The organism is Pseudanabaena sp. FACHB-1998 (assembly GCF_014696355.1).
Classification (GTDB): domain Bacteria; phylum Cyanobacteriota; class Cyanobacteriia; order Pseudanabaenales; family Pseudanabaenaceae; genus Pseudanabaena.
The window spans coordinates 1-20719 of the sequence record NZ_JACJQA010000009.1 but is presented as its reverse complement, the minus strand read 5'-3'; the positions used below and the strand labels follow the sequence as shown (position 1 = coordinate 20719).

The 20719-nt window shown below is 43.6% G+C and carries 21 protein-coding genes and 1 tRNA gene; 10 read left to right on the top strand and 12 right to left on the bottom strand.

The window, feature by feature from the left end; genetic code table 11:
- The first annotated feature begins 12 nt into the window (after positions 1-12).
- Together H6F42_RS04570 and H6F42_RS04565 are read left to right on the top strand one after the other, a co-directional pair.
- Complete coding sequence (locus H6F42_RS04570; RefSeq protein WP_190398183.1) at positions 13-486, top strand: NUDIX domain-containing protein; 474 nt, start codon at positions 13-15, stop codon at positions 484-486.
- A gap of 382 nt (positions 487-868) precedes the next feature.
- Complete coding sequence (locus H6F42_RS04565; RefSeq protein WP_190398182.1) at positions 869-2227, top strand: hypothetical protein; 1359 nt, start codon at positions 869-871, stop codon at positions 2225-2227.
- A 73-nt stretch (positions 2228-2300) separates the two neighbouring features.
- Here H6F42_RS04565 and H6F42_RS04560 read toward each other — a convergent pair whose 3' ends face one another.
- From H6F42_RS04560 to H6F42_RS04545, 4 genes are all read right to left on the bottom strand, one after another.
- Positions 2301-2741 (bottom strand): ferredoxin, encoded by a 441-nt coding sequence (locus H6F42_RS04560; RefSeq protein ID WP_199288905.1) that lies wholly within the window; start codon positions 2739-2741, stop codon positions 2301-2303.
- A gap of 60 nt (positions 2742-2801) precedes the next feature.
- The gene (locus H6F42_RS04555; RefSeq protein WP_242018327.1) at positions 2802-3377 is read right to left on the bottom strand and encodes a thylakoid membrane photosystem I accumulation factor; all 576 of its coding nucleotides are present in this window, start codon (positions 3375-3377) and stop codon (positions 2802-2804) included.
- A 102-nt stretch (positions 3378-3479) separates the two neighbouring features.
- Positions 3480-4244, bottom strand: coding sequence for a GTP cyclohydrolase I (locus H6F42_RS04550; protein WP_190398181.1), 765 nt, complete (start codon positions 4242-4244; stop codon positions 3480-3482).
- An 894-nt stretch (positions 4245-5138) separates the two neighbouring features.
- Positions 5139-5861: an SDR family oxidoreductase gene (locus tag H6F42_RS04545; protein ID WP_190398180.1), complete on the bottom strand. Its 723-nt coding sequence runs from the start codon at positions 5859-5861 to the stop codon at positions 5139-5141.
- Positions 5862-6117: 256 nt separating this feature from the next.
- Here H6F42_RS04545 and H6F42_RS04540 point away from each other — a divergent pair, with 256 nt between their 5' ends.
- Positions 6118-6693, top strand: a complete 576-nt coding sequence (locus H6F42_RS04540; protein ID WP_190398179.1) for a hypothetical protein — start codon at positions 6118-6120, stop codon at positions 6691-6693.
- 91 nt (positions 6694-6784) lie between these two features.
- Here H6F42_RS04540 and H6F42_RS04535 read toward each other — a convergent pair whose 3' ends face one another.
- Positions 6785-7354 (bottom strand): hypothetical protein, encoded by a 570-nt coding sequence (locus H6F42_RS04535; RefSeq protein ID WP_190398178.1) that lies wholly within the window; start codon positions 7352-7354, stop codon positions 6785-6787.
- A gap of 109 nt (positions 7355-7463) precedes the next feature.
- Here H6F42_RS04535 and H6F42_RS04530 point away from each other — a divergent pair, with 109 nt between their 5' ends.
- Together H6F42_RS04530 and H6F42_RS04525 are read left to right on the top strand one after the other, a co-directional pair.
- On the top strand, positions 7464-7916 hold the full coding sequence (locus H6F42_RS04530; protein ID WP_190398177.1) for a peroxiredoxin: 453 nt from the start codon (positions 7464-7466) through the stop codon (positions 7914-7916).
- Positions 7917-7983: 67 nt separating this feature from the next.
- A complete protein-coding gene (locus tag H6F42_RS04525; protein ID WP_190398176.1) occupies positions 7984-8361 on the top strand; it encodes an SH3 domain-containing protein in 378 nt (125 codons plus the stop codon).
- 41 nt (positions 8362-8402) lie between these two features.
- Here the strand turns inward: H6F42_RS04525 and ispD are convergent, their stop codons facing one another.
- Both ispD and H6F42_RS04515 read right to left on the bottom strand, forming a co-directional pair.
- Positions 8403-9089 (bottom strand): 2-C-methyl-D-erythritol 4-phosphate cytidylyltransferase, encoded by a 687-nt coding sequence (gene ispD / locus H6F42_RS04520; RefSeq protein WP_190398175.1) that lies wholly within the window; start codon positions 9087-9089, stop codon positions 8403-8405.
- A gap of 4 nt (positions 9090-9093) precedes the next feature.
- Positions 9094-9312 (bottom strand): DUF2839 domain-containing protein, encoded by a 219-nt coding sequence (locus H6F42_RS04515; RefSeq protein ID WP_190398174.1) that lies wholly within the window; start codon positions 9310-9312, stop codon positions 9094-9096.
- Between the two features lie 251 nt (positions 9313-9563).
- On the opposite strand from H6F42_RS04515, the gene gshB reads away from it, so the two are divergent.
- From gshB to H6F42_RS04490, 5 genes are all read left to right on the top strand, one after another.
- A complete protein-coding gene (gene gshB / locus H6F42_RS04510; protein WP_190398173.1) occupies positions 9564-10523 on the top strand; it encodes a glutathione synthase in 960 nt (319 codons plus the stop codon).
- A 133-nt stretch (positions 10524-10656) separates the two neighbouring features.
- Positions 10657-11604, top strand: a complete 948-nt coding sequence (locus H6F42_RS04505) for a DUF1517 domain-containing protein (RefSeq protein WP_242018326.1) — start codon at positions 10657-10659, stop codon at positions 11602-11604.
- Positions 11605-11891: 287 nt separating this feature from the next.
- Positions 11892-13004 (top strand): hypothetical protein, encoded by a 1113-nt coding sequence (locus H6F42_RS04500; RefSeq protein WP_190398171.1) that lies wholly within the window; start codon positions 11892-11894, stop codon positions 13002-13004.
- Between the two features lie 31 nt (positions 13005-13035).
- Positions 13036-13608 (top strand): TIGR04376 family protein, encoded by a 573-nt coding sequence (locus tag H6F42_RS04495; protein ID WP_190398170.1) that lies wholly within the window; start codon positions 13036-13038, stop codon positions 13606-13608.
- Positions 13609-13747: 139 nt separating this feature from the next.
- Positions 13748-13821: transfer RNA gene (locus H6F42_RS04490), tRNA-Pro, on the top strand.
- 183 nt (positions 13822-14004) lie between these two features.
- On the opposite strand, the gene ftsH3 is transcribed toward H6F42_RS04490, so the two are convergent.
- The 5 genes from ftsH3 to argH all read right to left on the bottom strand — a co-directional run bounded on the left by ftsH3 (position 14005) and on the right by argH (position 20440).
- Entirely contained in the window at positions 14005-15876 is a 1872-nt protein-coding gene (gene ftsH3, locus H6F42_RS04485; RefSeq protein WP_190398169.1) for an ATP-dependent zinc metalloprotease FtsH3, read from the bottom strand.
- Between the two features lie 491 nt (positions 15877-16367).
- Complete coding sequence (locus H6F42_RS04480) at positions 16368-16808, bottom strand: divergent PAP2 family protein (RefSeq protein WP_190398241.1); 441 nt, start codon at positions 16806-16808, stop codon at positions 16368-16370.
- Between the two features lie 49 nt (positions 16809-16857).
- Complete coding sequence (gene crtE / locus H6F42_RS04475) at positions 16858-17781, bottom strand: geranylgeranyl diphosphate synthase CrtE (RefSeq protein WP_190398168.1); 924 nt, start codon at positions 17779-17781, stop codon at positions 16858-16860.
- A gap of 208 nt (positions 17782-17989) precedes the next feature.
- Positions 17990-18859: a bifunctional methylenetetrahydrofolate dehydrogenase/methenyltetrahydrofolate cyclohydrolase FolD gene (folD, locus tag H6F42_RS04470; RefSeq protein WP_190398167.1), complete on the bottom strand. Its 870-nt coding sequence runs from the start codon at positions 18857-18859 to the stop codon at positions 17990-17992.
- Positions 18860-19048: 189 nt separating this feature from the next.
- A complete protein-coding gene (gene argH / locus H6F42_RS04465) occupies positions 19049-20440 on the bottom strand; it encodes an argininosuccinate lyase (protein ID WP_190398166.1) in 1392 nt (463 codons plus the stop codon).
- Positions 20441-20719: the final 279 nt, after the last annotated feature.

Genomic DNA, 20719 nt, shown 5'->3' with positions numbered 1-20719 from the left:
TGAGTATTAATTATGAGTAATGCTATAGGTTCAAACACCTCCGACAGCACAATTCGTTCAGTAGCGATCGCGATACTTCAGCATCAAGATAAATTCTTAATGCAATTACGCGACGATATTCCCACTATCGTGCATCCGGGGGTGTGGACAATGTTTGGCGGACACCTAGAGCTAGGCGAAAATCCTGAAATATGCATCCAACGAGAATTAAAGGAAGAAATTAACTATGTTCCCGAACCGATCAGTCTCTTCCGCAGCTATTCAGGAGATCAAGTAATTCGTCATGTATTTTATGGTCGTTTAGATGTAGGTATAGATATGCTCGAACTTTGTGAAGGCTGGGACATGGACTTTCTCTCCGAGGAAGAAATCATTAAAGGTACACATTATTCCAGCCGTGCATTACAAAATCGTCCAATTGCGTTCAGTCATAAGCAGATCATGTTAGATTTTCTGTCATCTTTGGAGAGGCGTATTAATATGTAAAGATATAAGGCGCTTTGTGTCGCCCAGAGCAATCCTAAATAGTTATTGAAAACACCCCCCGACGGGATGCGCTTCCAATCAACAAAAATCTACAAATGATTTAGGGCTGCCATATCTTTTTGACAGTATTAGTAATATTAAAAAAAGCAAAATCCAATAAATCCAATCCCTTATACATACAGGTCAGTCTAAGTTTCATGCAATACACAGCCTACAGCGCTCTGCGCTCAGACAAACTCCATAAACATACCTATACTCATGTCAAAGCATTTAGCAAATTATTTAGGTTACAAGCTTTGCCTATTGTATAACCAACATTTTGTGGTTGAGGTGATCGAAAAAACGCTGTAAATACGAAGACGTTAAATGCGGAGAAGGTTGGATGAGTACGGCAACAGATAAACAAAAATGTCTAGATTGTCTCACATGGGCGATCGCTGACTTGCAAGGTCAAGTTGACACAGAACAATTGACTAAAATCTCCAATTTGATCATTCAGACCATGACAGGTCCTTGGCGATCATTTCATACCCCAAACCACATTTTTGAGGTGGGCGCAGGTGGAGATGCGATCGAAGTCATATCGGCGTTATTTCATGATTTGGTCTATGTGCAGGTCGATCAAGGCATTAGTGTCAATATTAGTCGCTACATTTCTCCCTATATCAAAGAAGACCGTGAACAACTCGTCATTCTCGAACCACCCGAACTACAAGAGGATGTCATTTTTAATATGGTACTGATGCTGTTTGGCTTTAATCATGGACAGCCTCTGTTACCGATGTCTGGGCAAAATGAATTTCTAAGCGCCTTAATTGCGGGTAAAGCTTTAGAAAAAATGCTGCCACTAAGCAAACTTACGGAAATAGCCGCTTGTATCGAAGCAACTATTCCTTTTCGTCCTCAATCTTCTTCGGGATTAACATCATCAGATCTACTGTTTGGGCGGTTAGTTAATGCTAATGAAGTATTTAATTTGGGGTGGAATGATGAGGAAATAGGGGGATTTGTAAAAAGGGCGGTGCGGCTTTCTAATAGAGATGTCGAAAATTTTGCAAGTACTAATTCTTCTCACTTTCTCAACAATACTTGGAACTTAATTCCCGAAACAAATCATGATTTAAAGAATGTAAATTCCTATACTGTGCATGGTTACAGAGTTTCTATGCAAAAGATGGAAGGATTTATGAACTTTTTATCTCCTGAAATCGTATTTAGACGCTATCGCAATGAGCCTGATGAAAAATCCTATTACAAGTTATTAGCTCAAACTAAGCAAAATTTAGAAGTATCTCGATTATATTTAGGGACAAAATTAACTTCGATCGCCATTTTAGAAGCTCTATCATTTCGGATCGGGCGCGACATTCCGCTATCAACAATGATGGGAGAATTACCTTTAGAAGATATGCCTGTAGTTGGTTTAGAACAATTTTTGCCAGAAATTACTGAGCCGTATCAACCGACAACTCCTATAGAAGCTGAAGTTTTAGAACTTTTAGACAAAGGACGCACTGTAGACTCTAGTTATGATGTCAAAAATTCACCTGTGGCAACTTTTATGGTGAAGTCCCTTGGTTTTCTGGAAATGAGTCGGATGTTATTCCTTTCTAAGGAATTTTTTAAGGGGAATCTGACTGCGGAAGAATTAATCAAAAGCTGCGATCCTTATGTCATCGACAATATTAAGAGTGCAGTATTGCAGCTTTTTGATTCTCGCAAAGAGGCTCTTTCGCAATAGCAAAAAAGCGATGTTCAGTATTGCTTTTTTGATTTGAAATCTAAAGAATTAGTGGCGATGCTTCGCGTCGTCACTAATTCTTTAGATTTATTTCATTGCTGGAGGACGGATTAGGAACCACAAAGGCATAGTCGTCAACGACTTTACCGCCAATAATATGTTCTTGCAAAATCCTTTCTAATACTTCTGTAGTGGCAGAATGATACCAAATCCCATCTGGATAGACTAAAAGAATGGGCCCGCGATCGCATACCCGTAAACAATTAGTTTTAGTACGAAAGATTTTGATTTCAAGGTCTAGCTCTTTGATGCGGCGCTTGAGGTAGTCCCAAGCTTGTAAGCCAACTTCTTTTTGACAACAGAGTGGCTTTGTCTGATCGGCGCATAGAAATAAATGTTTTTCTATTTGGGGAATAGAGAGCTGATGGGCGCGAGTAGCAAGTTGCTGGCGAATTAGGTCTAAATCTATGGCTCGTTCTGGCTCAGTATGGGTGATTTCTGAAATGTCTTCCATGAAGTTGATTTTTGGTAGAACATCCAGAACCATGGGAGGCATGGCTCTGGGTTAGCTAAATTAAGGATTAACTTCGTTAATTGCTTTATCGGTTTTACGAAATTTTAATTCTGGAGGAGCATCGGGTAGCCCTAATAAGCCACGAATAGCCGAGTCTAACTCTTCAAAGCCAAATAAACCTTCGCGATCGTAACTAACCTTACCTTCGCCAGAAATCAGAACCGTTTGAGGCACAGTACCTTTGTAGTAGTAGGCTTCTTCGGTGGGTGCGTAGCTACCTTTTTGTAAATCTAGGCTATCTACAGGTATCGCAATCAAACTAAGAGATTTACTATAAAAGCCTTGGGCAAGGTTGAGGATGGGAGAAAATCGCTTACAGTCGGCACTATCATCGACATAAAAAACAACCATCGCGGGGCGACCAAGCTGGAGAGATTGGGCGAGGCTAATCCGAGGAGGAACTATTGACCCATTACCGCCATAGAGCGCAAATATATTTCCATCGTAGGTATCATCGGTTAGTTTGGCTTGAACTGGATTTGCCCATAACGTTCCCAACAATATGCCTAAGGTTATACAAGCGATCGCTAGTCGAATACCTAAGCCAAAAGATTTTTTTAGCCAATTTTTCATCATCTTAAATATAAATTCTTCCATCAAACACTATAGAGGCTTGTAGCCCGCCATAGAATTTAAAAATAGAGTTGAGGTACTTTGCGCCTCAACTCTATTTTTAAATTAATCGCCAAAGCCGTGAGCGCGAATGAGATCGAAGAATTCTTTTTTCATGTAAGGGTCATTTCTAAAGGAACCACGCACAATTGAATTCACCATTTTGGTATCAGTCTCTTTGACTCCACGCCAAGTCATGCACATATGTTGAGCCTTAATTACAAAAGCTAAACCCTTGGGCTTGATCAAGTTTTCGATGGTGTCAGCAACCATGATTGCGGCTTCTTCTTGAATGTGGGGACGGCTCATGACCCAGTCCACAATTCGATTAAATTTGGAGATGCCAATTACGCGATCGCTAGGAACAATCCCAATCCAAGCTTGACCCACAATCGGTACAAAGTGGTGAGAGCAAGCAGAACGCACGGTAATGGGACCAAGGGTATAAATTTCGTCTAGTTCCTTAGCGTTGGGGAAATCGGTAACCTTGGGCATGGGGTGATAGCGTCCCTTAAAGACTTCATCCACATACATTTTTGCCACCCGTTTTGCAGTCTCTTGGGTGTTGTGATCGTTAGCCGTGTCAATAATCAGAGAATCAAAGACGCTTTGTAATTTAACTTCAATTTCCTTCTTTAGCTCTTCTCGCTCGCTATCGCTGATGTGATCGGCGATCGAGTCATTAGCAAAGTAAGGTTCGCCAGCGGCTATGACGCGATCGCGAATGATTTGCGAAATTGCTTTTCTGGTGGGTAAAGTTTCGAGGACTTTTGGGGATTTAGAATCGTTCTCAGACGTATTGGTGATGGGGCGAGAGATGCTGATCGTCATGGCGTGATACTTAACTAGATATCCAGTGAATTAACTTAAAAACGAGGAAGCCAAAAAAATACTGAGAAAACAGTAGCTAAACATCAAAATTTTCGGTTTGATTATGTCAAAGCTACCTGCATAAAAAGGCGTTCGACTGTTAATTCAAACTATAAAATTTAATATATTCTCTCATATTCGCAGATTGGTGGAAGTTAGCGCTTCTCTCAATCGATTGAACTTTTACAATCTTGATTTAACATTCCTACATAATTCTAGTCTATTAGCTCCAAGCTTCGTTAGCTTTGAATGTTTTCAGAATGTCAATGTATTCCCCATTACCAAGGCGATTTTTTGTATAGCAGTAATAAGAGTTGCTTACTCTAGGGTAAGTGACGGTACTTTGCGGCACGACTTAACTGGGGTGTTTTGATGCTTTTTTATTGCTATAGCTTTCCATCAGACAATTTTAAAACGGAATATCTAACTATCGTCCCTTGTATTACCCCAAGAAGAGAATGGCGACGCAAAGCGTCGCTATTCTCTTCTTGGGGTCTATGCGCTAATCCACTTGGCGACAGATACATAGATAAAAGCTTATTGATTGTCTAAGGATTTAATGAGGCTACTTCCTTCCCACCCAAGAATTAGTGTTTATTTTTATATGGTTCCCAACAATTTAAAGAGAGCCGTAAAGCTTAGTATCACGGCTCTCTTTAAATTGTGTTTTGTCCCAAAAATTTGTTTTTAAAATATAGCAATGTAAGTTTTGCTTAGGACATAAAACCCAAAAAGCGAGTTGCGGCGCGAAGCGCCGCAACTCGCTTTTTGGGTTTTGGTTTGTACTGGCTAACTCTTGCTTTGCTATAAATTCAGAAAAACGAATAGAATTGCCATACTTCTTCTATTACTTTCTTAAAATGTTCCTGCATTGGGCATTAACACTAAATCACTAATCACTGCATCTTTAGGAAGATTAACTAAAGTCATAATTGACTCGGCGACGGTTGCGGGGCGGAGCATGGCGGCTCGATTAAAGCTAGGTGGTACTTTATCTCCCAGAGTGTCCCATAGGGCGGTATCTACTGAACCCGGACAAATGGACATGACTTTGATGCCATGAGGCTGTTCTTCGGCAGCGATCGCTTGAGTTAGTCCCAATAAGGCAAATTTACTGGCACAATATGCGCCCCAATTGGGAAATCCCTGTTTTGCGGCGATCGAGGCAACATTGATAATTGTGCCGCTTTTTTGCGATCGCATGGATGGCAAGACCGCTTGTAAACATTGGAAAACACTTGTGAGATTAAGGTCAAATAATTTTTGCCATTCATCTAGAGGCATATCAATTAGTTCGCCAATATATGCCATGCCAGCATTGTTAATGAGAATATCCACACCTCCCATCTCGGCGGCGATCGCTTTCATTTTGGTGGCAACTTGGGCAATTTCTCCCAGATCAATCGCATAGCCTTTCGCATTGCTGCCTGCGGGTAATTCTTGGAGGATGCGATCGGGATTACGGCTGACTAGGCTCACCTGTGCGCCTGCTTGTAATAAGCGCAATGCGACCTCCTTACCTATGCCACTACTTGCCCCTGTGACGATCGCTTTTTTCCCAGACAATGGATCTGACATTTTCAACCTTTTTTTAATTACTTAGAGGTGTTTCTAACCCAGTGAAATACGAAATCGTTCTCACCACCATCTATGAGCATATAGCAATCCTAAATGATTTGAGAGAGGGACTTCTCTCAAATCATTTAGGATTGCTATGCTTCACTAATCATGAGGATGCATAGCTCTTTATAAATAGCTATAGTAAGTGCAAATATATAGTGTGCAGAGGCATAATGTAATGGCGAAAATATCAGAAAGCTGCTGCTAATTGTATATGTCAAAAAAAGTGGGCTGGGGCTTTTGGTGGCTATGGCTAATCGCCAATATAATCGGCAGTGCGATTTTGCCAGTTCTCGTTTGGCAAGAACCCTATGATTTAAAGGCTCGAATATTTTTAAATGAAATTTTACAGAGCATTGGAATTTCTGTAGCTCAATCGTTAGTTTTGCGCGATCGCTTTGCCAAAGAGGGATGGTGGCTACCTTTAACCCTGTTTGGTTGGCTTACAGGATTAACAATTGTCTTTTTTATGCCATCCTTAGCGATTAATTCATCCTCGCCTACCCAGCCAATCATTCCAATTTTGCTAATGAATTTAGCGATCGTGGGGACAGTTGTTAGTATCTGTCAATGGCAACTCCTCAAATGTTTTCGAGCCGCAGGTTTGTGGCTCTTTGCGAGTGTGTTTGCTCTCTCGATGAGTGGGCTTGGGCTATACCTAGGCTATATGGTGAAATCCGTAGCTTTGGCGAGTGTGCTGCAAGGAGCCATTTATGGGTCAGTTACAGGCTTAGCGGTTATTAAGATCTTGCGATCGCCAAAAATATTCCCCAAGAAATCTCAAAAATAATCGCTACTCTATTCCCATCCAATAAACTTAGATGTGTGTGGCGAAGCCACACACATCTAAGTTTATTGGAGTAATCGAAGCTTTGCTTGGATTAGCAATTATTTGGCTCTTGCGTAGCTTCAACAAATCGCAAATCCCTTTTTAAAAAAGTTTTCTCACCTGTCTCTGTCTCTACCGTTGCCCGAATTAAGCTAGTTTTAATTACTAATAACTTTGCCATGTAGTAAGGACTATCGGACTCTAGCACCAACACCCGATCGCCTACTTGTAAGGGGCGAATTGTGGGCATAGGCATTGATGGCTTTACATCTAAATTTACATTTAACTTTTGTTCAAAATTAGGGGGATTATCTTCAAAAGCTACTTGCTGCTTCGAGGGATATTCCAATGATGAAAGTGATACGCGATCGTTAACCAGCTTTTCCACATATTCCTTAAGCCTTTGCTCTAGCTTAACTTCTAGAGCCGAAAATCTTTCTTGTTCTGAAGATTGAGAATTTTGTTGAGCAGTGGGCGCAGACTCTGGCAAACCTAAAACCTGCCGCAAACATTGAATTACTAGCTCCGATTCCGTTTGACCTGTGGTTTGGGCTTTTTCTCTTAGATCAGCATAGAGTTCACTCGATAGTTCCACGGTTAATAAGTAGTTAGCAGGTTGCATAGACAAAATGTTTCACCGTAGGGATTGTTGATAAGATGATGAGTGGCTGCGAATCAAATAATACTTTCCAGTCTAAATCCCAAATCAAAAGGTAACGCAGGAAACTTCTATGTCTGTTGAAGTCGGTCAAAAAGCTCCAGATTTTACTTTGCCCAGCGATCGCGGCGATATCACCCTCAGCCGCTACGAAGGTAAAACCAATGTCGTCCTAGCCTTTTATCCTGGAGACTTTTCTCCGCTTTGCACTAGCGAAATGCAGTGCTTTGCCGATGATTGGACTAAGTTTCGGGAAGCTGGGGCAGAAATTTTAGGAATTAGTACTGATCCGATTGAAAAGCATATTGAGTTTTCTAAGAAATTGGGATTACAGTTTCCTTTGCTAAGCGATCGCAATCAGGAAGTATGTAAAAAGTATGGAGTTGCGGGCTTATTTGGTAGTAAACGCGCTTACTGCATCATCGATATTCATGGCATGGTGCGCTACAAACACATTGAATTTCTGCCTGTGTTTAAGCGCGAAGATTCGGAACTCTTAGTGGTATTGCGGAGTCTCAAATCCTAGAATTAGGATGGGGAGGCAAGGCATCACTCGTCTTAATCTCAACGATTAGTTTGGGATGTGTTTACCTATGAAATCGCAAAAAATTTGCTCGCTCCTCTTTACGGAGATTGCTGTCCTTACTACATTTGCCACCCAAATACCCCCCGCCAACGCTCAGTCCATTACCGATAAAAGCTGTATTGCCGATATTATCGGTGAAGATATGGGTTCTCAAGTGAATATCAGATCAGGAGCAGGCACAATCTTTGATGTCATTGGGACTGTATCAGTGGGAAATTTGGTAATTGTAGCTAATGATGACCAAGAAAAAAGTGGTGTGGTTGCGCCACTTAGTCGTAAAGATAGCGAAGGCAAAGTTTGGTATTTAACGACAAGATTTAGAGCTAGTCCCTATAAGGGTTGGATTAGAGAAGATTTCTTAAAATTGCGATGTCCTTATCCCTAAAATTTTAAAGAAAAAGAGAGCATATAATGCTCTCTTTTTCTTTAAAATTTCCTTTGTTTCAAGATGAACTCAGCGATCGCCAAATCCTGTGGCGTAGTGACCTTGAGATTCGTTTCTTCACCCATCACAATTTGTACTGCTAAACCTACTTTCTCCAATAGCGCCGCATCATCGGTAACTTCCCAGCCTAGCTCAACGGCTGTCAGATGGGCATTTTTCAAGAGATCTACATGAAAGCCTTGAGGCGTTTGGGCAGCCCAAAGATGATCGCGATTGGGAGTATCCACAATCTGATCGCCATCGACAACTTTAATCGTGTCCTTAACTGGGATGGCAGCAATAAAGCCTTGAATTGTTTGCAGAGATAGATCACAACGGTCAAATAGTTCCGAGGTCGCCAGACATCTTGCCCCGTCGTGAATGAGAACGCGATCGCTGTCGGCAGGTAAAGCTTTTAATCCATTAAAAACAGAAGCTTGGCGAGTTGCCCCCCCTTGAATCAGACGGATCGGTTTGCGGGTATTTAAGCAGTTAAAGATTTTTTGAAATTCAGGATAGTCATGGGGCTGACCCATCACCCCGATCCAAGCGATCGCTTTCGAGGCGATCGCCGCTTCTAGAGTCCATTGCAAAATTGGTTTGTCGAGTAAGGGCAGCAGCAACTTATTGCGATCGGCTCCCATGCGTTTGCCACTACCCGCCGCAGGAATTAATAAATGACAGGTCATAGGGTTAGTCAGCCAACTGCCACCAGCCAAAAGCGGGGCCAATAAAGCGTATTGTTATCCAAATAACGACCATCGCCCCAATGCCATACCAAGCCGCTTGTGTTGAAATTTTCACAAAGGCATCGGCTTTATCTTTGGTCAAAAAGGGAATCCAAGATGCGATCGGCTCAGATTTACCATACTCTTCACCCATTACCTGTTTGCGGCGCTTTGACTCGCCCATATTTTCTGCTCCTAAATTTACAATTCTTCTAATAATATCAGCTTTGTTTCAAGCAAATCCAAGACCAGAATAGAAAGACATCACAAAGCGATGCCTTTCTATTTTGGTCGAGTAACGCTCACTCCAAGAAATATTTAAAAAGTGTTGCGAAGCAATACTTTTTAAATATTTCTTGGTTTGGACATAAGGGGTGATACTGACGCTGAGGATTATTATCGCTAAAATAATCAGACATGAAATTGCAGTGAACAATGAAACTTGCTTTTATTATTGATCTGATCGCTAAGCTCGATCCAGCCCATGACACTAGCGTAGCCCTGATGGAAGCCGCTTGTCGCAAAGGCTATGAAGTATTTATCGCTGATATGAATAGCCTCAGTGTCAAGGATGGCAAAGCGTGGGCGCTTTTGCAGGCTACAAAAATTAAGGCAATTCCTTTAGTGGATGGGAAATGGCAAGTTCCACAACCTTGGTATGAGGTAGCTCAAGGTGAATTTCAACCCCTAGAAAATATGCAATTTGTCTGGATGCGCCCCGATCCGCCCGTTACTACTGAGTATCTTTATGCAACTTATATTCTCGATTATGTAGATGCCTCAAAAACGCGAGTTCTTAACTCACCAAAGGGGATTCGCGCCGCTAACGAGAAAATGTATGCCCTCCAGTTTACAGGCGCAATTCCTAAAACAATTGTGACTGCCGATAAGGGGCTGATTATTGACTTCGTAGAGACTGAAGGCAAAGCCGTGATGAAGCCCTTAGGCGGCAAGGGTGGCGAGGGCATTTTGTTTTTAGAAGTAGGCGATCGCAATATCAACTCCTTAATCGAAATTAGTACCAATATCGGCAAAACTCCCGTGATGGTGCAGGAATATTTACCCGATGCTCAAAAAGGGGATAAGCGGATTATTTTGCTAGATGGTGAACCCATCGGGGCGGTTAACCGTGTCCCCAAATCAGGAGAATTTCGTGGCAATATGGCAGTTGGTGGCAGTGCTGTTCAAGTAGATATCACCGATCGCGAAAGGGAAATATGCGCCCAACTTGCACCCACCCTCAAACGTGATGGCTTAATGTTTGTGGGTATTGATGTAATCGGAGGTTATCTAACCGAAGTAAACGTGACCAGCCCCACAGGTATTCGCGAAATTGATCGCCTTGATGGTGTATCCCTTGGCGATCGGGTTATGGATTGGCTAGCGATCGTCTAAAAAATATAAGGTGCTGCGAAGCCGCACCTTATATTTTTTAGTTATTGACTAGAGCTAAAATTGAGATAGAACATCTATAGCAAGTTTTCAGTAACGCTACTCTGTACCTATGAAATTTTTTAGCCCAGAATTTATGAAAAAAGTTAAAGCTAACGTCAAAGTCTGGACGCGATCGCTGGTGGCTATTTCTTTAGTAGCTATAACCGTATTTGGCAACGCCCATGAAGCCTTTGCGAAGCGGGCAGGAGGTAGATTGGGTGGTAGTTCCTTTAAATCCGCCCCATCAGTCCCTAGTCGCTCCACATCATCTAACCCCAGCTACAACAGTGGCACACCTTATTACAATGGTGGCGGCGGTGGATTCTTCTTTTTCCCCATGTTCTTTGGTGGTGGTTTTGGCGGCGGTTTATTTACCTTGCTATTGCTAGTAATCGTGGCTGGTGCAATCATGCAAGCCTTTCGCGGTCGTGGTGACGGCGCAGGCATCACAGGCATGAGCAGCAAAGTCACAGTTGCCAAAATCCAAGTAGGGCTACTTTCCTCAGCGCGATCGCTACAACAGGAATTAACCCGCCTCGCCCTCGAGTCTGACACTTCATCGGTCGAAGGTTTAGCCACAGTTACCCGTGAAACTGCGGTTTCCTTGATGCGCCATCCCGAATATTGGGTATATGTCAGCAGTGCCAATGAAAATACAAAATTTGCCCTTGCTGAGCAGAAATTTAATGGCTTAGTTATGTCTGAGCGCAGCAAGCTCAGCACAGAGGTTTTAAGCAATGTGGGCGGACGAGTCTTGCAAGGTAAAACTGCCGCCTCTTTGCCCAGTGAAGGCAGCCTCAGCCTCGAAGATCCTAGCGAATATATTGTGGTGACAATCCTGCTAGCAGTAGCAGGCGAATCTCTCAGTAAGTTGCCAGTTTTACGCTCGTCCGAAGATTTGCAAGCATCACTCTCAGCGATCGGATCTATCCCTGCGGATGACCTCTTAGCAGTTGAAGTGCTATGGGAGCCACAGTCGGATGAATATACCTTAACTAACGACGAAATTTTGACCGTATATCCAGACCTAGTCAGAATTTAGTGTTCCTCAAAAAAGGGAGATGGGCGCTTTGCGCCCCATCTCCCTAAACAAAGAGAAAGGCGGCGCATCGCGCCGCCTTTCTCTTTGTTTAAAAAGATTTGCGAAATACGACGTAAAGTTGTGGCATTAAAAGTCAATCTGTGGTATCACTTACCAGTATTATTTTTTCTTATTTCTATAAAGACAATCTTCAAGTATTCTGATTTAGCTTGATTTGGCTAAGATAGCAAGCAGATTAATTCGGGTATAACAAAAGCCTGTGGATAACGGAGTGAATAGGGTGGCTTATGATGCAAGATACGAATAACAAAAATCAATTTTATGTAACTCAAGACGTTGATGCTTATACAGACAATGTTGATAACTTAATGGACGATCTGTTTGGGGAAGTCGAAAGCACCTTACATGTTGACTATGGCAAGCAGCGATCGCTAAAACAAAAAAGAGGACAATCCGCCCAAATTAAAGCATCTGCTCCCTATGCTTCCGTTACATCTTCCAGCTCAGATATGGTCGCTATTTCTAAAATTGAGCCAGATTCCAGAGAAAGCAATACTTCTAAAGATACGGTTAGCATTACCAAACTTAACCTTGCGGATATTGCCCTACCACCCATATCAAAACAAGATGTGCTTTGGATTCAACCCTACATCATGCGGAATCCAGAGCCACCGTCAAATATTCCACCCACGCCTCCTGAGTCTGTAGCCCCCCAATATAGTCTCCTAGATCGGATTTTGTTAGTTTTTGCCTGTAGCTCGGCTTTATTTGCAGCGATCATGTGGACAATTAATCATGGCATCTGGCTAGGTCGTCAGTCCGTTAATGTTGCTCAAGTTAGCCCCAAAAGCACCAATAACAAACCCTTTGCTGATGAAATTAAGCGAATGTTATCAGAGATATCCGACAAAAGTCGGGCGATCGCTTCTAATACAGGGTCGATTGGCAATAGCATTCCCATTATGACTGCGCCTATCATTGGCAATATGCCCTTACCAAATGGAACTAATCCTTTTGCCAATGGTTTACAGCAACCGATGTATGTGCCTGTATATCAGCCACCCACGATGACCAATACGGGTAATGCGCCTTCGCCCCTCGCTTTACCCCCACTTACCGCTAACAATTCCATTGATGTTTCTACTAATTCGTCAAACTCTAAACCCAATCCCGCATCACCCATAGTCGCTGCACCTATGCCATCATATACATTGATTGGTGTGCTGGATTTAGGCGATCGCTCGACCGCGATGTTTGACATGAATGGCTCCGTGCAATCCATCGGACTAGGCAAAGCGATCAGTAACACTGGCTGGACTTTGCACCGTGTGAGTCAACAGGAAATTACGCTCAAGCGTGGTAAAGAGATAAAAACCGTATTTGTTGGACAAAAATTCTAGAGATCTGAATCGAAATACCTAAGGAAAATATATGGGATTATTGGAGGACATATCTCGCTTTTTAGAGACACGCCTAGAGGAATTTATTCGCAATAATCCCCAAATTGAATTGCAAATCCTCGAGGACAAGTTACGTCAGCAAGAAGAAGAAATCGCTAAGTTAATCATTAGCTCTAAGCAAGAAGAAAAAAATCTACAGGATCGGATTCTGGAGATTGCTGAAGAAATTCGGGTGTGGCACGATCGCACAGTTAAAGCAGAATCCTTTGATCGTCCTGATTTGGCTAATCTCGCCAAAGAACGCGAGGCGGCTTTATTAAGGCAAGGTAATCAAATCTGGGCACAGATGGAATTGGTAAAAAAACGAGCGATCGATAGCCAAGCCCTACAGGTGCAAATCCAAGAACGCCGCAAGGAAGTCCAAGTTAAAATCGCTGAAGCTGCTAAAAATGCTAAAGCCAAATCTCCCACTAGCACCCCCCTGAATTGGGATAATCTCTATACTCCACCTTTTCGAGATCCCGATGACAAGCTAGAAGAAACTTTCCGTCGCTGGGAAATGGACGAAGAGCTAGAAAGACTTAAACGAAATTTAGGTAAATAAAAAGAAGTCGGAGTTCTGCTCCGACTTCTTTTTATAAACGTTGCTATATTTTTAACTTTTTGACAGAAATTCTTTAATTAATGCGATTAGTTATGATATGCTAGCAAAGCGTTATAAAACAAGTAGTTTTAGAGCGTGACGGGATGTAGCGCAGCTTGGTAGCGCACCACTTTGGGGTAGTGGGGGTCTTGGGTTCAAATCCCAACATTCCGATTAAATTGATTAATTAAAGTTTGTGAATATAGCTGTGTTCACTTGCATTAAACCCAAGAAACGAGTTGCGGCGCTTCGCACCGCAACTCGTTTCTTGGGTTGTTCACTAACAAGAATGGTAGCCTCATAAAATAAGGGTGGCGCGTCTGCGCCACCCTTATTTTATGAGGTTGTGATTTATTCTTAGAGAGCAGCAGCCAACTTTAACTCATTAGTTTCTAAGATTTGTTGAAGCTCTTCAGCATCAACGGTTTCACGCTCAACTAGATCTTTGGCAATCTTGTCGAGAACGTGACGGTTATCAACTAGCAGTTGCTTTGCCCGACGGTAAGCGTCCGCAACTAAAATGCCAACTTCTTCATCGATAGTTGCAGCAGTTTCTTCGGAGAAATCCCGCTCTGCGGCAATATCTCGACCAAGGAACATATTGCCACTAGAACGACCGAGGGCAACGGGCCCTAGCTTTTCACTCATGCCAAAGCGCATTACCATTTGACGAGCAACCGATGCAACTTGTTGTAAATCGCTAGATGCACCTGTAGTAACTTCTTCTTCACCAAAGACGATTTCTTCAGCGATACGACCACCGAGGGCAACTGCCATCTGGTTTTGCAAATAGGCGCGGCTTTGCATTCTTTCTTCAGTTGGTAAGAACCATGTCAAACCACCCGCACGACCGCGAGGAATAATTGTCACCTTTTGAATTGCATCATAGTCAGGCATCAAAGCACCAACGAGAGCATGACCTGCTTCATGGTACGCAACTAATTCTTTGCGCTTTTCGCTCATGACACGATCTTTCTTTTCAGGTCCAACCAAGACGCGATCAACAGCATCGTTGATTTCATCCATCGAGATTTCGGTCAGGTTACGACGAGCCGCGAGAATTGCAGCTTCGTTTAAAAGGTTAGAGAGGTCAGCACCTGTGAATCCGGGGGTACGACGGGCAATCTTTTCAAGATCGACATCCTTGGAGAGGGTCTTGCCGCGTGCATGGACTCCGAGGATTTCCAGACGACCAGCGAAGTCGGGGCGATCAACCACCACTTGGCGATCAAAACGACCGGGACGTAGTAATGCTGCATCAAGAACATCAGGACGGTTAGTTGCTGCAACGATGATGATGCCTGTGTTACCTTCAAAGCCATCCATTTCGGTGAGCAATTGGTTCAGGGTTTGTTCACGCTCATCATTACCACCACCGAGTCCAGCGCCACGTTGACGACCGACGGCATCAATTTCATCAATGAAGACGATACAAGGAGCATTAGCTTTAGCTTGCTCGAACAGGTCACGTACACGGGATGCGCCGACACCGACGAACATTTCTACGAACTCTGAACCAGATATGCTGAAGAAAGGTACTCCAGCTTCACCTGCAACGGCACGAGCGAGTAGAGTTTTACCTGTTCCAGGAGGTCCCACTAGCAGTACGCCTTTGGGTATTTTTGCGCCGACTGCGGTGAAGCGATCGGGATTCTTGAGGAAGTCTACAACTTCGGTAAGTTCAAATTTAGCTTGTTCAATACCAGCCACGTCGGTGAAGGTAACTTGGGTTTGAGGCTCCATCTGTACGCGGGCGCGGGATTTACCAAAATTCATCGCTTGGTTGCCTGGACCTGACTGGGCGCGACGTAATAGGAAAAATAAACCAACTAAAAGCAAAATTGGCAAAATCAAGCTACTCAAGGTTTGAACTAGTGCGCCATCGGTGCGGCGGGGGGCAACATCTAGTTCAACGTTGTTTTCTCTAAGAGTTTTGATGAATTCAGGGTCGTTAGGCAAGTTGACGCGCACTTTACGTTTACCTTCGGGTCCTCCGGGGACAGTTGCTTCAGCAAAGGTGCGATCGGGGCTGAGGGTAACTCTAGAAACGCCTGCGGGTTTCTTGCGGACTTCTTCGATCAGCTTGCTATAGCGCCATTCCCCTTGAGCGGCGGGCTGACTATCAAGTAAGGTTGTTCCTAAGGTAATAACGACAATGCCTAGCAGTGCGTATAAACCAAAATTTTTCCACTTTTTATTATTATTGTCGTTTTTATTATTGCTTTTCACTACTACTGCTCCATCAATAGAGATGTTCTTAGTTGATTTTGCCAAGAACGAATGATTTTATTAATCAATCTTAACGTAAGTAGCCTTAGATCTGCTTAAACGACCTCAGAATCCGTCTTTGGATCTATAAATTTGCCTGCTTCCTCAAAACTATCCCATCTATTCCCGTATCACAAAATTATCTTATACCAAACCCCCAAATGGCAAAGTCATTGGGGGGGAGACCATTCTATAGCAATGTAAGGTTTGCTTAGGACATAAAACCCAAAAAGCGAGTTGCGGCGCGAAGCGCCGCAACTCGCTTTTTGGTTTTTATATCACGAAAGTGTGCCAACACTTTTGTGATATAAAAACCAAACCCAGTAAGGTTTTTCAAATGAAGAAATGGCGTAGCCATTTCTTCATTTGGTATTAATCTGAATTAAGCTCTAAAGTAAGAAAGGGAGGCACAAAGCCTCCCTTTACTATTACTGGAAATTGCGATCGCAGTTTTATAAGAACCACCACATCAGCAAGATCCCTAAGATGGAACCTGCTACGACTTGGGCGGGGGTATGACCTAAGAGTTCTTTGAGGGGATCATGTTCTTCTTCAAATACTTCCACCATGATTTGATTGAGAACTTTTGCTTGCTTGCCTGCGGCGCGGCGAATACCTGCGGCATCATACATGACGATAAAAGCGAAAACCGTAGCGATCGCAAATTGAGGCGTATCCCAACCTTGAGTGCGTCCAATACCAGCTGCCAGCGCTGAAACCAGAGCCGAATGCGCGCTAGGCATACCACCAGTCTCAAAAAGCACCTTAAATCTAACTCGGCGGAACTGAGCTAGCTCAATAAACAGTTTCAGTATTTGAGCAGTCAGGCTAGAACATAGAGCGATTAGTAGAACTTGGTTATCTAGGATTTCGCCAACGGGATGGAGGTTCATATCAACTGCAAGAATTATGGACAAAAAATTGTTCAAGGGGCTGAGGGGTTTAGTTTTTCCGAGCAGTGATGTAGTCAGCGAGAGCCATTAGAGGTAGCGCTGCATCACCATAACTAACGAGTTGGGCTTTAGCTTGTTCTACTAAATCCTGAGCCTTTTGTTGTGAGACTTCTATGCCCCATAGACTAGGATAGGTAACCTTTTGAGCCGTAAGGTCTTTGCCTGCGGTTTTGCCCAATTGCTCAGATGTAGATGTGATGTCTAGGATGTCATCAATGATTTGAAAAGCTAAACCAATGTTATTAGCATAGGTTGATAACCGATCAATGTCAGTATCATTTGCACCTGCTAGCAAAGCTCCGCAGATAACGCAAGATTCTAGTAAAGCCGCAGTTTTATGTATATGAATAAATGTGAGGGTTTCAGCCGTTACATCGGGCTTGCCTTCACATTCTAAGTCAACCACCTGTCCTCCCACCAAACCTGTCGCGGCTACGGCATGACCGAGATGGGCGATCGCTTTTAAAATTCTTTCAGGCGGGACATTTTTAGTTTGAGCCGCAATAAATTCAAAGGCGTAGGCTAGTAACGCATCTCCTGCCAAAATTGCAATGTCATCCCCATAAACTTTGTGATTAGTCGGTTTGCCACGCCGAAAATCGTCATTATCCATCGCAGGTAAATCATCATGGATTAATGACATGGTATGTACCATTTCCATCGCGCAGGCTGTGGGCATGGCGGCCGCGCGATCGCCCCCTAGCAGTTCACAAGCGGCAAGGCAGAGGATTGGGCGTAAACGTTTGCCACCAGCCATCAGCGAGTAGCGCATGGATTCATAAATTTTTTCGGGATAGATAATGGCGATCGAAGCATCAAGGGCTGTTTCAACCTCTTGTTTGAGATCGCGTAAATACTTATCTAAATTGAATGCGACTGTTTGGGGCATTGTTTGGGGCATTGTTTGGGGCATGGCGTATGCGATGGTTTCGACAATGGTTCGCTAATAATTAGACAATAATTTGCTCAGAAATTGAGGCATAACTTCTGAGTGTATCCAGAATGTATATTATGCAATGACTTGCGATCGCTACCGTAGGATTTTAGAGATTTCCCCAAGTTTATTAGGACATTAACGCCCAAAAGAGTAGCGGTGCAACGCACCTATACCCTCTTTGGCATTAACGGTTGGCAAACTTACGGCGATAGCTCCACACAGTATTATGCAAAAGCATAGTTACGGTCATCGGTCCAACGCCGCCGGGGACAGGGGTAATGTAAGAGGCAACTTCGCTGACGCTGGTATAGTCTACATCACCCACTAAACGTGACTTCCCTGTACTGTCAGTAACGCGATTAATCCCCACATCGATCACTACGGCTTCAGGCTTGACCATATCGGCAGTTACAAATTCAGGCTTGCCGATCGCCGCAATCAAAATATCTGCTTTGCGAGTAATTTCAGAGAGATTTTTTGTACGAGAATGGGCGATCGTCACGGTGGCATTTTGCTCAAGTAGCATTAGCGCCACAGGTTTTCCAACTAAAATACTGCGTCCAATCACCACTGCATTTTTTCCAGCAATCTCAATCTTGGCTTCTGCCAATAACTCCATCACACCCGCAGGCGTGCAACTCCGCAAACCATCTTCGCCCCTTACCAGTTTGCCCAAATTATTTGGATGCAGTCCATCGGCATCTTTGTCTGGAGCGAGACGATTTAACAAGGCGATCGAATCTAAGTTTTCGGGTAAAGGTAATTGAATTAAGATGCCATCTACACGCTCATCGGCATTTAGCTCATCAATCACTTGTTCGAGTTCTGCTTGGGTAGTGCTAGCAGGGAAATGTTTGCCAAAGGATGCGAGGCCTGCTTTATGGCAAGCAGTTTCCTTGTTTTTAACATAGGCGGCACTAGCAGGATTGTCCCCCACCATCAGCACCGCTAGCCCCGGAGGACGACCATATGTAGGTTGCAGTTTGGCGACCTCCTCCGCGATCGCTGTTTGCATCTTTTTTGCTAGTGCTTTGCCGTCAATAATTACTGCCATAAATGCTTATAAATTTTTTTGCAATTGTAGCTGTAGTCAGCTAGATTTCATTACAACACTTTGCTAGAGCATAAAGCAATCCTACGGAGCTTTGTTTGATCCAAATTGCTAAGAGAATGGCGGCGCTTTGCGCCGCCATTCTCTTAGCAGGTGATCGCTAGAATAAGGACTTCCTTGGAAGCTCTTTTTCTAGGCGAGGAGTTTTTTGGCAGCTTCTACTTGGATTTTGACTTGCTCGAAGCCAGTACCACCGTAACTATTACGCACCTTCACTACTTGAGCAGGAGCGATCGCTTCGACAATATTCGCTTCAAATTGAGGATGGAAGGTTTTCCAACGCTCTACGGATAAATCCTTGAGGAGAATACCTTCACTGGTGCAGGTTTTTACCAATTTCCCAACTAATTGATAAGCTTCACGGAAAGGAACTCCCTTAGCGGCTAGATAATCGGCAACATCCGTAGCATTAGAGAAGTCCTCAGCAACTGCCTCCGCAAGACGTTGAGACTGAAATTCAATTCCTTCATCTACAAGAATCGTCATCGCTTCCAAACAAGCGCGAACCGTCACGACAGCATCAAAAATCCCTTCCTTATCCTCTTGCATATCCTTGTTGTAAGCCAAGGGTAAGCCCTTAATAATGGTCAGTAAGCCTTGCAAGTGACCAAATACCCGCCCTGTTTTGCCGCGTACTAATTCGGGAACGTCAGGATTCTTCTTTTGGGGCATGATGCTAGAGCCAGTGCTAACGCGATCGCTTAGCTTCACAAAACTAAATTCCTGCGATGACCAGAGAATTACTTCTTCGGATAGGCGGCTGAGATGCACCATAATTAAACTGGCGGCACAGAGAAACTCGACTGCAAAGTCGCGATCAGATACACCATCAAGGCTATTGCGCCCAACGGAACCAAAGTCTAATAACTCGGCAGTATAGTGGCGATCAATTGGATGGGGTGTACCTGCTAAAGCTCCTGAACCCAGAGGACAAACATTCACTCGTTGATAAATTTCATCAAGGCGAGTCCAGTCCCGTTGAGCCATTTCAAAATAAGCTAAGAGATGGTGGGCAAGGCTAATGGGCTGGGCGCGTTGTAGATGGGTATAGCCGGGGATGAAGGTTTCTACATACTGCTCCGCTTTGCCGACCAACACCGTTTGCCAAGTCCGCAAATCGCTCTGAATTTTGCGAATTTGATCACGTAGATACAGGCGAACATCGGTAGCCACTTGATCATTTCGCGATCGCGCTGTATGCACTTTTTTACCCACATCACCAATTAACTCAGTCAGGCGACGCTCTACCGCAAAATGCACATCTTCAGCATCAACCCCCGGATTAAAATTTCCTGACCGATATTCTTGGCGAATTTGCTCTAGCCCATTGACAAGCATTTCCCCTTCTGCGGCACTAATAATACCCACCTTTGCCAGCATCCATGAGTGGGCTTGAGAGCCTGTAATGTCATATTCAATCAGATTAATGTCAAAGCTAATGCTGGCGTTAAATAGGGCGATCGCAGGATGTAGCGCTGTCTCGAAACGCTGACTCCAAGGTTGGGGGGCTGTTGGCTGGCTCATACAAAAAAACTATGTTACTTGAGAGTTAAGTTTACTTTTTGACAGGAGGTTTTGCGCCTTTTTGTCATAAGTTCATTATTTAACTACTTTCCTTGAGCCATTTCCGTACTGCACGGACAATGCTAATACTGTTTTCTGTGTTGAGCATGTATAAAAAGCGATCAAGTATAGCTGTCGCCAAGTGTATTAGGACGCAGAAGCGGCCAGAACAGATTCCATGGCATCACGTAAATTGTCAGAATTGCGTAAAAGTTTGCGAATTCGATGCTTCAACCAAGC